The following is a 14,165-nucleotide window of genomic DNA, read 5'->3' as shown; positions in this document are numbered from 1 at the left end:
ATTCATTTTCTTCCCTGTGTAATTAACAAGCGAACGCCGTATTCCATATGCTGTTTGACACCAAGCTGCGAAAGGAGGTGGGCGAATGTTGCGACACTTGTGTTGTCGAGTTTGCGCAGCAGCACGGAGCTCTTCATTCGGCAGACTTGATGCCATTTTCAAAAAGACTTGTATGACAATAAAAACGAAAGATCGAAAGGCCACAGGGGGGGCCCCGTGTGGCGAGGGTATTTATCCCCGTTGGGCTGCGATGCAGCCCCCTTCAAAGAGTCACATCTTAGCCAAAGCCTGCGCCAAATCTTCCCGCAGATCCTCAACATCCTCAACCCCCACCGACAACCGCACCAGCCCATCGCCAATCCCCAGCTTGGCGCGGGTTTCCGGCGGAATCGTCGCGTGGGTCATGATCGCCGGATGTTCGATGAGGCTCTCCACACCGCCCAGACTTTCCGCCAGTGCAAAGATCCGCACGTTCTCTAGAAAGCGCCGTGCGCCGGCCAGATCGCTGTTCAGACCAACAGAAATCATCCCGCCAAAACCACGCATTTGCCGCTTGGCCAGTTCGTGCTGCGGGTGCGAGGTCAGGCCCGGGTAGTAGACGCGCTTGACCTGCGGCTGCTGTTCCAGCCACTGCGCCAGGTCCAGGGCGTTGCTGCAATGGCGCTCCATGCGCAGCGCCAGGGTTTTCACCCCGCGCAGAGTGAGGAATGCATCGAACGGCCCGGAAATTGCGCCGACGGCGTTCTGCAGGAAACCGAGTTTTTCCGCCAGTTCGGCGTTCTGCCCGACCACGGCAATGCCGCCGATCACGTCGGAGTGGCCGTTGAGGTATTTGGTGGTTGAGTGCAGGACGATGTCGAAACCCAACTCCAGCGGGCGCTGAATGTATGGGCTGGCGAAGGTGTTGTCGGCCACGCAGATGATCCCGCGCGCGCGGCAGATGCGCGCAATGGCGGCCAGATCCGACAGGCTCAGCAGCGGGTTGGTCGGGGTTTCGACCATGACCATGCGCGTGTCGTCCTGCAGCGAGGCTTCGAACGCCGACAGATCGGTCAGATCGACGAAGCTGAAACGATGCCCGGCGCTGCGCTGGCGAACCTTGTCGAACAGGCGGAAGGTGCCGCCGTACAAGTCATTGCCGGAAACGATGTGCGAGCCGGCGTCGAGCAGTTCCAACACCGTGGAAATCGCCGCCAGCCCCGAGGCGAAGGCGAACGCGCGGGTGCCGCCTTCGAGGTCGGCGACGCAGCGCTCCAGCGCGAAGCGCGTCGGGTTGTGCGAGCGGCCGTAGTCGAACCCCTTGTGCACGCCGGGGCTGTCTTGCAGGTAAGTCGAGTTGGCATAGATCGGCGGCATCAGCGCGCCGGTGGTCGGGTCCGGCTCTTGCCCGGCGTGGATCACCCGGGTCGCGAAGCCTTGGGATTTATCGTCGTGCTGACTCATGCAAGGGATCTCCGTAATTGGTTGAGCATGTCGGTGCGGGTGATCAGGCCATGGAAGCCGGAGGCGTCGGCGATGATCGCGACGAGGCCTCGGCTGAGCACCGCTTCCAGCTCGGCCAGGCTCGCAGCCGGGGCGAGGGTTTGCAGTTTGTCGGTCATCACGCTGGACACCGACTGGCTGAAGCGCGCGGCATCTTCGTGGATGCCGAGGAGGATGTCGGACTCGTCGATCACGCCCACCAGTTGCTTGCCTTCGACCAGCACCGGCAGTTGCGAAACATCCGCCAGACGCATGCGCTGAAACGCAGTGAGCAGGGTGTCGTCAGGGCCGACGCTGATCACCCGGCCGTCCTCGAAACGCCGTGCGATCAAGTCGCGCAAGTCGCCGTAGCCTTTGCGTTGCAACAGGCCTTGATCGGTCATCCACTGGTCGTTGTAGACCTTCGACAGGTACCGCGTGCCGGTGTCGCAGACAAAGCTGACCACGCGTTTCGGCTCGGTCTGTTCGCGGCAATAACGCAGCGCGGCAGCGAACAGGGTGCCGGTCGATGAGCCGCCGAGAATGCCCTCGGCCTTGAGCAACTGGCGCGCGTGATCGAAGCTTTCCGCGTCGCTGATCGAGTAGGCGTGACGCACGCTGGAGAGGTCGGTGATCGACGGAATGAAGTCTTCGCCGATACCCTCGACCGCCCACGAACCGGGCGTCGGCAAGGTGCCGTCGCGGCTGTATTGCGCCATCACCGAGCCGATCGGATCGGCGAGGACCATTTCCAGATCCGGTTGCACGCGCTTGAAGAAACGACTCAGCCCGGTCAGCGTGCCGGCCGAACCGACGCCGACGACAATGGCGTCCAGATCATGTTCGGTCTGCGCCCAGATCTCTGGCGCGGTGCTGCATTCATGGGCCAGCGGGTTGGCGGGATTGTTGAACTGGTCGGCGAAAAACGCGCCGGGAATGTCCTTGGCCAAGCGGGCGGCGACGTCCTGGTAATACTCGGGATGGCCCTTGCCGACGTCAGAACGAGTGATGTGCACTTCGGCGCCCATGGCCTTCAAGTGCAGGACCTTCTCGGTGGACATCTTGTCCGGTACCACCAGCACTACGCGATAGCCTTTGGCGCGGCCGACCAGCGCCAGACCCAGACCGGTATTGCCGGCAGTGGCCTCGACAATCGTCCCGCCCGGTTGCAGGCGACCGTCACGTTCGGCAGCGTCGATCATCGCCAGACCGATACGGTCCTTGATCGAGCCGCCAGGGTTCTGCGATTCGAGTTTGAGAAACAGCGTGCACGGTCCGGTATCGAAGCGGGTGACCTGCACAAGCGGAGTATTGCCTATCAGCCCAAGCACGGCAGGGCGTGATTCCTTTGACATTTCTTCACCTCTTTATGGTGTTGATCGCGTTCCAATCGCGGGGAAAAGACTCGCGTGCAACTTAGGCGCAGACATCCTCTCTCGCAACCTCTAATCCTTGGAAAATCCAGCCATTTGGATCTAACGATAGAACGAAAACTTGCATGTTGCCCTGACGTGTTCTGATCGTTCCCACGCTCCGCGTGGGAATGCAGCCTTGGACGCTCTGCGTCCCTACGGCCAGAAGATCCCAGCCTTCGGCAGCTCCCACGGCGCGCCTGTGCATGAGTAGAACTTGTGATGATCTAGAATTTATTGAGTTTGTTTCATCAAGTCCGGTTCCCGACAATACCCGCCATCGAATAAGCATCTGGAGTTGTTTGTCATGGCACTGGCCCATTCCCTTGGATTTCCGCGCATCGGTCGCGACCGCGAACTGAAGAAAGCGCAAGAAGCGTTCTGGAAAGGAGAACTGAACGAGGCGGGCCTGCGTGACGTCGGGCGTGAGCTGCGCAAGGTCCATTGGGACTTGCAGAAAAACGCCGGCATCGACTTGCTGCCGGTTGGCGATTTCGCTTGGTACGACCAGGTGCTTACCCACTCGCTGATGTTCGGCGTGATCCCCGAGCGCTTCCGCCCGCATGACGGCAAAGCTACGCTGCAAACCTTGTTCAGCATGGCCCGAGGCGTCAGCAATACTTGCTGCGGCGAAGGCCACGCTCAGGAAATGACCAAGTGGTTCGACACCAACTATCACTACCTGGTACCGGAATTCAGCGTCGATCAACAATTTCAGCTGGGTTGGGAGCAGTTGTTTGAGGAAGCCGAAGAGGCCCGTGTGCTGGGGCACAACGTCAAACCGGTGATCATCGGTCCGCTGACCTATCTGTGGCTGGGCAAAACCAAAGGCACCGATTTCGACAAGCTCGATTTGCTTGATCGCCTGCTACCGCTGTACGGCCAGATCTTCGCGCGGCTGGCGGCGTTGGGTGTGGAGTGGGTGCAGATCGACGAGCCGATTCTGGTGCTCGATCTGCCGCAGGACTGGAAGAATGCCTTCGAGCGCGCCTACAACCAGATCCAGCGCGATCCGCTGAAAAAACTGCTCGCCACGTACTTCGGTGGCCTGGAAGAAAACCTCGGTCTGGCGGCGAACCTGCCTGTCGATGGCTTGCACATCGATCTGGTGCGCGCGCCGGATCAGTACCCGACCATTCTTGATCGTCTGCCGGCTTATAAGGTGCTGTCGTTGGGTGTGGTCAACGGTCGGAACGTCTGGCGCTGCGATCTGCAAAACGCGCTGGCGACGCTGCGTCATGCCCATGAACGTCTGGGTGATCGTTTGTGGGTAGCGCCGTCCTGTTCATTGCTGCACAGCCCGGTTGATCTGGGCCGCGAAGACCAGCTCGATGCCGAACTGAAAAGCTGGCTGGCGTTCGCCGTGCAGAAGTGCGAAGAGGTCGCCGTGCTCGCTCAAGCGGTCAGCGAGCCGGAAGCGCCGAAGGTACTGCGTGCCCTCGCGCAAAGCCGTTCGGTGCAGACCAGCCGCGCTGCCTCGCCGCGTATTCACAAACCGGCGGTACAAGCGCGGGTCGCGGCGATCACTGCCAAGGATGCGCAACGCCAATCGCCGTTTGCCCAGCGTATTGCCAAACAGCGCGGCAAGCTCGACCTGCCGTTATTCCCGACCACCACCATTGGTTCGTTTCCGCAAACGGCGGCGATCCGTCTGGCGCGTCAGGCCTACAAGCAAGGCAAGCTCAGCGCGGCCGATTACACCGATGCGATGCACACGGAGATTCGCCACGCGGTGGAAATTCAAGAACGCCTCGGCCTGGATGTGCTGGTGCACGGGGAGGCCGAGCGCAACGACATGGTCGAATACTTCGCCGAACAGCTCGACGGCTATGCCTTCACCCGCTTTGGCTGGGTGCAGAGCTACGGTTCGCGCTGCGTCAAACCGGCGGTGATTTTCGGTGACCTAAGCCGCCCGCAGGCGATGACGGTCGAGTGGATCCGCTACGCCCAAGGCCTAACCGACAAGGTCATGAAAGGCATGCTGACCGGCCCGGTGACCATGCTGATGTGGTCGTTCCCGCGCGAAGACGTCAGCCGCGAGGTGCAGGCTCAACAACTGGCGCTGGCCATTCGTGACGAGGTGAATGATCTGGAAGCGGCGGGAATCAAAATCGTCCAGATCGACGAAGCGGCGTTCCGTGAAGGCTTGCCGTTACGCCGGGCGCAGTGGCCGGCGTATCTGCACTGGGCGAGCGAAGCATTCCGCCTGTGCGCCTCCGGCGTGCGCGACGAAACGCAGATCCACACGCACATGTGCTACAGCGAGTTCAACGATGTGATCGAGTCGATCGCGGCGATGGACGCCGATGTCATCACCATCGAAACCTCGCGTTCGGACATGGAACTGCTCGAAGCGTTTGAAGCGTTTGCCTACCCGAACGACATCGGCCCCGGCGTGTACGACATTCACTCGCCACGGATTCCCGATGTGACGGAAATGGTCGGTTTACTGCGCAAAGCGGCGCAGCGTATTCCGGTGGAGCGGCTGTGGGTCAATCCGGATTGCGGGCTGAAAACCCGAGGCTGGCCAGAGACCGAAGCGGCGTTGGTGCACATGGTCAGCGCCGCACGGCAACTGCGCAAAGAGTGGGCCTGACCCTTTACCGCCTTGGAAGACATAACCTTTGTGGGCGCGAGCTTGCTCGCGAAAGCGGTCTGTCAGCTACACATGCATCAAGCAAGGAAGCGCAATATCGGCGCACCATCGAACGGGTCTGTCAGATAGTGCGCCCTGACCCCGAAAGTCGTCTGTAACCGCTCCGGCGTCAGCACGTGCAGCGGCTCGCCAAGCGCGACCAGACGCCCGCGCTCCAGCACTGCCAGGCGATCGCATTTGAGCGCCTGATTGAGATCGTGCAGGGCGATCAGCGTAGTCACCGGCAGTGCGCGCACCACGTGCAGAATGCTCAACTGATGCTGGATGTCGAGGTGGTTGGCCGGCTCGTCGAGCAGCAGGATCTGCGGGCGCTGCGCCAGTGCGCGGGCGATGTGCACGCGTTGGCGTTCACCGCCGGAGAGGCTGCGCCAGAGGCGGTTGCGCAGGTGCACGGCGTCGACGTCGACCAGCGCTTGCTCGACGATGGCGTCATCGGCGGGCGACCACGGTTGCAGCGCCGATAACCACGGCGTCCGCCCCAGCGCCACCGCGTCGAACACGCGAATGCCATCGTCGGTATCGGCCTGCTGCTCAACCACCGCGAGCGTCTGCGCGATAGTGCGCCGCGACATCTTGCCCAGCGCCTGACCGTCGAGCTGCACCTGACCTGCGCTCGGTTCGCGCAGGCCGGCGAGCAGTTTCAGCAGCGTGGATTTACCCGAACCGTTCGGCCCGACAATGCCCAGGGTCTCGCCGCGCTGAATGTCGAGGCTGACACCGTTGAGCAACTCGGCACCGCGCACTTTGAAGCCCACACCCGCACAACTCAGAACCGTGTTCATCGCGCCGATCTCCGGCCCACCAGAATCAGCGCGAATACCGGCGCGCCGACCAACGCAGTGATCACGCCGACCGGGATCACCTGACCCTTGATCAGGGTGCGCGACAGCACATCGGCGGCAATCAGAAACACCGCACCGCCCAGCGCACTGGCGGGCAACAGACGCGCATGCCCCGTACCGAGCAACAACCGCGCGGCATGGGGAATCACCAGACCGACAAAGCCGATCGAGCCGACAATCGACACCATCACCGCCGTCACCAGCGCGGCGCAGCCAATCAGCAGGATCTGCACTCGGCGCACGGCAATACCGAGGGAGGCTGCCGAGTCCGCACCAAAGGTGAACGCATCCAGCGCCCGGCGATGCCACAGACAAACAACCAAGCCCAACACCGCCACCGGCACCGCCAGCCACACCGACGGCCAGCGCACGCCGCCGAGATTGCCGAGCAACCAGAACATGATCCCGCGCGCTTGTTCGGAGCTGGCCGAGCGGGTGATCAGAAAAGCGGTGAGGGCGTTGAACAGTTGCGAGCCGGCAATCCCGGCCAGAATGATCTGCCCGGTGCCGCTGGCCGAGCCGCTGACCCGCGCCAACAGGATTACCAGTACGAAAGCGATCACCGCGCCGGCAAACGCACCGACCGACAATGAAATCGCCCCGGCGCCGACGCCAAGCAGGGCGACCATCACCGCGCCGGTCGAGGCGCCAGCAGAAATACCCAGCAGATACGGATCGGCCAGCGGATTGCGCAGCAGCGACTGCAGGATTACGCCACAGGTCGCCAGACCGGCGCCGCAGGCCGCCGCGACCAAAGCGCGGGTCAGGCGATAGTTCCAGACAATGCCTTCGTCGATCGGGTCGAGCACATAACCGGCGCCCCACAGCTTGTTGGCCAGCACCTGCAACACTACGCTCGGCTCGATCGAAGTCTCACCAATCGCCACGCCGCCAATCAGCGCGACCGACAGCGTCAACAGCACCAGCAGCAAACGGATCAGGCGTCTGCTCATGGCGACAGGTCGTAGCCGTTGATCGCGCTGGCCAGTTGTGCGAGGCCGTCGAAGGTGCGCAGGCTGGCCTGCATGGCCATGGCGTCAAGGATGATGATGCGGTTGTGCTTGACCGCGTCCATGTTGCGCGTCACCGGATCACTGCGCAGGAAGGCGAGTTTTTTCTGATAGTCGTCCGCCGGGAAACGTCGACGATCCATGCGCGCGATCACCAGAAACGTCGGGTTGACCTTGGCGATGGTTTCCCAGCCGACGGTCGGCCATTCTTCATTCGACTCGACGACGTTGCGCACGCCGAGGGTGCTGAGCATGAAATCGGGAACGCCTTTGTGCCCGGCCACGAACGGCTCGATGTCCATCTCGGCGCTGGAGAACCACACCAGGGCGCTGACGTCTTTGCGCTGCTGCTTTTTCGCGGTGGCGATCGACTGCGCAAGGCTGGCTTTGAGCTGCTCATTGAGCTGCTCGCCACGCGCCTGCACATCGAAAATCGCCGCCAGTTGGCTCACGCTTTTGTAGATGCTGTCGATGCGAAACGGCGCCAGCCGCGTGCCGTCCGAGCCGACGAGGTTGTCCTTGGCTTCGCAATCGGAGGGCAGCAGATAGGTCGGAATCTTCAGTTCATGAAACTGCTCGCGAGTGCCGACCGCGCCTTGCGGGCCGACCATCCATTCCAGCTCGACGGCTACCAGTTCCGGGCGTTTGGCGATCACCGCTTCGAAACTCGGCTCGTTGTCGGCGAGGCGCTCGATCCTGTCGTTCTGTGCTTTGTATGTGCCCAGCACGTCGTTGAACCACAGCGAAGTGCCAACGACTTTGTCGCCCAGGCCCAAGGCGTAGAGCATTTCCGTGCCGGCCTGACCGATGGTCACCGTGCGAGCGGGTGCGTGTTGAAAGGTCAGGCTGCTGCCACAGTTTTCGACGGTCAGCGGATACGCAGTCGGCGCCCCTTGCGCCAGGGCGCAAAGGCTCAGAGCGGTGAGCAGGGTGGCAATGCGGGGCAGCAGCATGGGGCAGTCTCCAGGAGAACCGTACGGGAGCGGGCGGGTACGGTTTGGAAACACACCTCGGGCGCGGTCTGGAAACTGCGCAAGGCCGGCACGGGGAAAATGCGCACGGCACGATGTCCTTCCCGGACACCCCGCCGGTTAGTCAGTCACTGTGCCGGCAGGTCTCCTGACTGATGCGTCATCGCCACGCTCCGGCCTTCCCGGGATTCACCCAGTGGCAGTCGAGGAGCAGGCTCGGCACCTACAGTTGCGGGGGCAGTTCCGATTGATGCTGTGCAAGCATTTCGGATTCCCTATTAATTCCGTGTGGAAACCGGCGGCGGCATGGTAGTCGATTTGCGCGGTGGAGGGGGAGGCGAATCTGCCACAGCGTCGATTTTGTCGTCGGCATTGCAATCTGTCATATGTCTTGGCTAATATACGATCCATATACACATCGTATCGGATTCATATATGGGCATCGTAAAGATTTCAGAGGACATGCACGAGAATCTGCGCATCTCCAGCAACGCCCTCAGCCGCTCGATCAACGCGCAGGCCGAGCACTGGATGCGCATCGGCATGCTCGCCGAGCTGCATCCCAACCTCGACCACAGCGCCATTTGCCGCCTGCTGATCCGCGCCGAACAGAATGGTGGCCTGGATCTGCAACAACTGACTCAGGAAGCCGTCAGCGCATGAGAAACCAGATCAAAATCAACACCCCGGCCGACATTGAAAAATCCCGCGCCGCCGGCAAACTCGCCGCCGAAGTACTGGCGATGCTGGTGCCGCATGTGAAGGCCGGGGTGACCACCGATGAGCTGGACCGGTTGTGCAACGATTACATCGTCAATGTGCAGAAAGCCGTGCCGGCCAACGTCGGTTATCACGGCTTTCCGAAAACCGTCTGTGCGTCGGTCAACGATGTGGTGTGCCACGGGATTCCATCGGGTACGCCATTGAAGGATGGCGACATCGTCAATCTCGACATCGCCGTGATCAAGGATGGCTGGTTCGGTGATACCAGTCGCATGTATGTGGTGGGCGAGGCGACTCCTGAAGCGCAGCACCTGATCAAGACCACCTACGAAGCCATGTGCGCAGGTATTCGCGCAGTGAAACCGGGCGCAACGCTGGGCGATATCGGTCATGCGATCCAGAGTCTGGCGGAGGCGGAGGGCTTCAGCGTGGTGCGCGAGTACTGCGGCCATGGCATCGGCAAGGTCTATCACGACGAACCGCAAATCCTGCATTACGGCTTTCCCAATCAAGGGCTGAAGCTCAAGGCCGGGATGATTTTCACCGTGGAACCGATGCTCAATGCCGGCAAACGCCATGTGAAGAACATGCCGGATGGCTGGACGGTGCTGACCAAGGATGGCTCGTTGTCGGCGCAGTGGGAGCATATGGTCGCGGTGACGGAGAGCGGGTTTGAAGTGCTGACGGCTTGGCCGGATGAGATTGAAGGGTACCGGGCCATTGGCTGATACCGTGTGGCCTGCTTGCCCTCACCCTAGCCCTCTCCCAATGGGAGAGGGGACTGACCGAGGTGTTGTTGCGAGATACGCCGACGTGCGATACCGAGTCGAACTTACATTTTGAACAGCATGAAGATCGGCTCCCTTTCCCCCTCGCCCCCCGTGGGGGAGAGGGCTGGGGTGAGGGGGTAGATCCAACTGACTCAGCGCAATCAGTGAGCACCTGCTGCCTTGTTCAAATCGCTTTCGGTCCACTCGGTATAAACACAAGCATCCGCCGTCGCCCAGCGCACCCGGACCGGATCGCCGGCCTTGAGCGGCATGCCCGCTGCCGACAGCGCTTTCACCGTCATCGACGTCCCGCCCGCAGTCACCACGCTGCACGTCTGGCTCTCACCGAGAAACAGCACCTCCACAACATTCGCCGATACTTCATTCCAGCCCGCCGCCAGCGGCTCATCCAGCGCCTGCTGCGTGCTCAACGCCAAGGCCTTTTCCGGACGCACCATCAGCAGCACATCCTGATCAGTGTGCAACCCGGACGTCAGCCGAATCGACAACGACTGACCCTCGAAACTCGCTGCCGCATTGCCTTGCGCCTTGAGCTTGAGGAAGTTCGAATTGCCCAGGAACGACGCGACAAATGCATTCGGCGGATTCTGGTAAAGGTCATAACCACTGCCCAGGCCGACGATTTTGCCGTGGCTGAAAATCGCGATGCGTTGCGACAGCCGCATGGCTTCTTCCTGGTCGTGGGTCACGTACACGATGGTGATACCCAGGCGCCGGTGCAGCTGGCGCAGTTCATCCTGCAAGTCCTCGCGCAGCTTCTTGTCCAGCGCGCCCAGCGGTTCGTCCATCAGCAGGATGCGCGGCTCGTAAACCAGCGCCCGGGCGATGGCGACACGTTGTTGCTGACCACCAGACAGTTGCGAAGGGCGGCGATGGGCGAACTGTTCGAGCTGCACCAGCTTCAACATCGCATCGACGCGCTTTTCGCGCTCGGCGGCAGCCAGTTTGCGAATCGCCAAAGGGAAGGCGATGTTGTCGCGTACCGACAGATGCGGGAACAGCGAGTAGCGCTGGAAGACCATGCCGATGTCGCGCTTGTGCGGCGGCACGTTGACCAGCGACTGGCCATTGACGAGGATCTCGCCGCTGCTCGGTGTTTCAAAACCGGCGAGCATCGACAGCGTGGTGCTTTTGCCCGAGCCGCTGGAGCCCAGGAACGTGAGGAATTCGCCGTCCTTGATGTCCAGCGAGATGTTATCGACGGCAGCAAAATCGCCGTAGTGCTTGTTCAGGTTGCGCAGGCTGACCAGGGGTTTGTCGTTCTGCTGGGATGCGTCTTTGATCACGGCACTCATGTCGTACTCCTGGGCGCTCAGGCGCTGATTTCGTTGCGCCGGCGCAATGCGGCGGCGATGACCATGACCAAAACCGACAAGCCGATCAGCAGCGTCGAAGCGACGGCGATCACTGGGGTCAGGTCCTGGCGCAAAGTGGTCCACATTTTCACGGGAAGGGTTTGCAGAGTCGGGCTTGCCATCATCACGCTGAGCACCACTTCGTCCCACGAGACGAGGAAGGCGAAGAGGGCGCCGGCGACCATCCCCGGACGGATTGCCGGGAACGTCACCTTGAACACCGCTTGCAAGCGCGAGGCACCGCAGATTACCGCCGCGTCTTCAATCGACTGATCGAACAGCTTCAGCGAGTTTATGATCGAGATGATGGTGAACGGCAGCGCGACGATCACGTGGCTGACGACGAAGGCGAACATCGTCCCGGTGTAGCCGAGCTTGAGAAACAGCGCATACACCGCCACGGCAATGATCACCAGCGGCACGATCATCGGCAGGGTGAACAGGCCGTAGAGCATCTCGCGGCCGGGAAAGCGCCCTCGCACAAGCGCAAACGCGGTCGGCAAACCGAGGGCCACGGCGCAGATCGTGGTCAGCACGGCAACTTTTAGGCTGGCGGCAGCGGCGTTCATCCAGTCGGGATTGGAGAAGAACTGGCCGTACCATTTCAGCGTCCAGCCCGGTGGCGGGAACACCAGCCACTGCGAGGAGCCGAACGACAGCAGCACGATGAACACGATCGGCAACAGCAGGAACAGACCGATCAGCCCGGTAGTGGCGTAGAGGCCGAAACGCATGCGCCGGCTCATGGCATTGGGGGTCAGGAGCATGTCGGCTTACCTCGCGTTACTGGCGCCAACCGGGGATTCCGGTTGAAGCTTCAGGTAGAAGTAGAACAGCACCAGGGTGATTGCGATCAGCAACGCGGCGCCGGCACTGGCCAGACCCCAGTTGAGGAACGATTGCACCTGCTGAATGATGAACTCCGGCAGCATCATGTTCTGCGCCCCGCCGAGCAGCGCCGGGGTGACGTAGTAACCGAGCGACATCACGAACACCATCAAACCACCTGAGGCCAGACCCGGCCGGCACAGCGGCAGGAACACCCGGAAGAAGTTGGTCCACGGACTGGCGCCGCAGATCGAGCCCGCCTGCAGGATCATCGGGTCGATGGCCTGCATGGTTGCCTGCAACGGCAGCACGATGAACGGGATCATGATGTAGCTCATGCCGATCACCACGCCCGTGAGGTTGTGCACCATTTCCAACGGCTGATCGATGATGCCCATCGCCATCAGCGCCTTGTTGATCACGCCCGAAGCTTGCAGCAACACCAGCCACGAATAGGTGCGGGCGAGCAGGCTGGTCCACATCGACAGCAGCACGATGTTGAGGATCCAGCGCCCCCAGCCGCGCGGCACCAGGGTGATCGCCCAGGCCAGCGGAAAGCCCAGCAGCAGACTGAACAGCGTCACCAGCCCGGCCACCGAAAAGGTGTTGAGCAGCACTCGCGCATAGGCCGAGTTGGCGAACAGTTGTTCGTAGTTGCCGAGACCCGGCACAGGTTCGAGCACACCGCGCAGCAGCAGGCCAATCAACGGCGCCAGAAAGAACAGGCCGAGGAACAGCAGCGCCGGGACGAGGTTGCCGGCGCCGCGCCAGCGTTGCTTGAAGGCCGAACCGGCAGCGCCGGCGGCGCTCCCGGTGGCAGTGGAAGGACGGGGCGCAGTGGCCGCGATTTTCATTTGACCAGCCATTCGTTCCACCGTGTCGCGATAGCCGGACCGTTCTTGGCCCAGTAAGCGAAATCAAGGGTGATCTGATCCTTGGCGTAAGCCGTCGGCAGGTTGGGGGCCAGCGTCGAATCCAGACGCTCCACACTGTCGAGGTTGACCGGCGCGTAGGCGGTCAGGTTGGAGAAGTCGGCCTGACCTTTGGCGCTGCTCGCATTGGCGAGGAACTTCATCGCCGCATCTTTGTTTTTCGAGCCTTTGGGAATGACCAGAATGTCGGCCATGACCAGGTTCTGCTTCCAGCTCACGCCGACCGGTGCGCCGTCTTCCTGCAGGGCGTGCACCCGACCGTTCCAGAACTGGCCCATGCTCGCTTCGCCGGACGCCAGCAGTTGCTGCGACTGCGCGCCGCCGCCCCACCAGACGATGTCTTTCTTGATGGTGTCGAGTTTCTTGAAGGCGCGATCCAGATCCAGCGGATAAAGCTTGTCAGCCGCAACGCCGTCGGCCAGTAGCGCCAGTTCGAGCACGCCGGGGCTTGGCCATTTGTACAGGGCGCGCTTGCCCGGGTAGGTCTTGGTGTCGAACAGCGCGCTCCAGTCCTGCGGCTTGTTGGCGCCGAGCTTGCCTTCGTTGTAGCCGAGGACAAAGGAGAAGAAGAACGAACCGACGCCGTGATCGCTGACGAAGCGCGGGTCGATCCTGTCGCGCTGGATCACTTTGAAGTCGAGGGGTTCGAGCAGGCCTTCGGCAGCGGCGCGCAGGGCGAAATCGGCTTCGACATCGACCACGTCCCACTGCACGTTGCCGCTTTCGACCATGGCTTTGAGTTTGCCGTAGTCGGTGGGGCCGTCCTGGACGACGGTGATGCCGCTGGCCTTGCTGAACGGATCGGCCCAGGCCTGTTTCTGCGCATCCTGGGTGCTACCGCCCCAGCTGACAAAATTCACGCTTTCGGCAGCCATTGCAGCCTGGCCGGTAACGCTGAGCAGTCCCGCGAAAAAGATCGCGGTTGCAGCTTTGTTCAACACCATGTTCACGCCCTCATTGTTGTGTTTTTGAGCGGGCCTTGCGTTGTTGCCCGCCTGTCGGGAGCAGTAGCTGGACGCTTCGTTGGAATGTCCGGTCTATGGAATATCATATTATGGTATTCCAAACTTTGTGCAAGCACTTTGCCTTACCGGTTATCTGGCGGATCTGTTTTTCCGGCCTTCATCCAAATGTGTAGCGAATGAAACTGTGGCGAGGGGATTTATCCCCGTTGGGCTGCGGAG

General features: G+C 61.5%; 12 protein-coding genes and 1 riboswitch. Of the genes, 3 read left to right on the top strand and 9 right to left on the bottom strand.

The features are described 5' to 3' along the window. Positions 1-270: 270 nt before the first annotated feature. Positions 271-1,443: a cystathionine gamma-synthase gene (locus tag F8N49_RS17680; RefSeq protein ID WP_151551994.1), complete on the bottom strand. Its 1,173-nt coding sequence runs from the start codon at positions 1,441-1,443 to the stop codon at positions 271-273. Then, on the bottom strand, positions 1,440-2,816 hold the full coding sequence (locus tag F8N49_RS17675) for a pyridoxal-phosphate dependent enzyme (protein ID WP_151551993.1): 1,377 nt from the start codon (positions 2,814-2,816) through the stop codon (positions 1,440-1,442). The genes F8N49_RS17680 and F8N49_RS17675 overlap by 4 nt, the downstream gene beginning before the upstream one ends. A 364-nt stretch (positions 2,817-3,180) precedes the next feature. Between F8N49_RS17675 and metE the strand changes: the two genes are divergently transcribed. Further along, positions 3,181-5,469, top strand: a complete 2,289-nt coding sequence (gene metE, locus F8N49_RS17670; protein ID WP_151551992.1) for a 5-methyltetrahydropteroyltriglutamate--homocysteine S-methyltransferase — start codon at positions 3,181-3,183, stop codon at positions 5,467-5,469. A 77-nt stretch (positions 5,470-5,546) separates the two neighbouring features. Here the strand turns inward: metE and F8N49_RS17665 are convergent, their stop codons facing one another. Genes F8N49_RS17665 through F8N49_RS17655 form a run of 3 tightly spaced genes read right to left on the bottom strand, consistent with a single transcriptional unit; the run spans position 5,547 to position 8,334 of the window. After that, positions 5,547-6,311, bottom strand: a complete 765-nt coding sequence (locus F8N49_RS17665; protein WP_151551991.1) for an ABC transporter ATP-binding protein — start codon at positions 6,309-6,311, stop codon at positions 5,547-5,549. Then, positions 6,308-7,324 carry an iron ABC transporter permease gene (locus F8N49_RS17660; RefSeq protein WP_024013197.1) on the bottom strand — a complete coding sequence of 339 codons (1,017 nt, stop codon included), beginning with the start codon at positions 7,322-7,324 and terminating at the stop codon, positions 6,308-6,310. Before F8N49_RS17660 ends, F8N49_RS17665 begins: the two co-directional genes overlap by 4 nt. Continuing rightward, complete coding sequence (locus F8N49_RS17655) at positions 7,321-8,334, bottom strand: ABC transporter substrate-binding protein (protein ID WP_151551990.1); 1,014 nt, start codon at positions 8,332-8,334, stop codon at positions 7,321-7,323. Before F8N49_RS17655 ends, F8N49_RS17660 begins: the two co-directional genes overlap by 4 nt. Positions 8,335-8,472: 138 nt before the next feature. Continuing rightward, a riboswitch (cobalamin riboswitch) is annotated at positions 8,473-8,667 on the bottom strand. Between the two features lie 120 nt (positions 8,668-8,787). On the opposite strand from F8N49_RS17655, the gene F8N49_RS17650 reads away from it, so the two are divergent. Next, entirely contained in the window at positions 8,788-9,015 is a 228-nt protein-coding gene (locus F8N49_RS17650; protein ID WP_007918027.1) for a ParD-like family protein, read from the top strand. After that, a complete protein-coding gene (gene map / locus F8N49_RS17645; RefSeq protein WP_122704021.1) occupies positions 9,012-9,803 on the top strand; it encodes a type I methionyl aminopeptidase in 792 nt (263 codons plus the stop codon). Before F8N49_RS17650 ends, map begins: the two co-directional genes overlap by 4 nt. Positions 9,804-10,006: 203 nt before the next feature. On the opposite strand, the gene F8N49_RS17640 is transcribed toward map, so the two are convergent. From F8N49_RS17640 to F8N49_RS17625, 4 genes are read right to left on the bottom strand one after another with little or no spacing between them, the layout of a single operon-like run. Beyond that, a complete protein-coding gene (locus F8N49_RS17640; protein ID WP_071172706.1) occupies positions 10,007-11,161 on the bottom strand; it encodes an ABC transporter ATP-binding protein in 1,155 nt (384 codons plus the stop codon). Between the two features lie 17 nt (positions 11,162-11,178). After that, positions 11,179-11,988 carry an ABC transporter permease gene (locus F8N49_RS17635; RefSeq protein ID WP_007918021.1) on the bottom strand — a complete coding sequence of 270 codons (810 nt, stop codon included), beginning with the start codon at positions 11,986-11,988 and terminating at the stop codon, positions 11,179-11,181. Between the two features lie 6 nt (positions 11,989-11,994). After that, positions 11,995-12,903, bottom strand: coding sequence for an ABC transporter permease (locus F8N49_RS17630; protein WP_016775019.1), 909 nt, complete (start codon positions 12,901-12,903; stop codon positions 11,995-11,997). Then, entirely contained in the window at positions 12,900-13,925 is a 1,026-nt protein-coding gene (locus F8N49_RS17625) for an ABC transporter substrate-binding protein (RefSeq protein ID WP_016775018.1), read from the bottom strand. Before F8N49_RS17625 ends, F8N49_RS17630 begins: the two co-directional genes overlap by 4 nt. Positions 13,926-14,165: the final 240 nt, after the last annotated feature.

This window comes from Pseudomonas sp. GXM4 (assembly GCF_008923895.1).
Classification (GTDB): domain Bacteria; phylum Pseudomonadota; class Gammaproteobacteria; order Pseudomonadales; family Pseudomonadaceae; genus Aquipseudomonas; species Aquipseudomonas atacamensis.
Note: the sequence above shows the minus strand (reverse complement) of the source record. Positions and strands in the feature narration are given on the sequence as shown.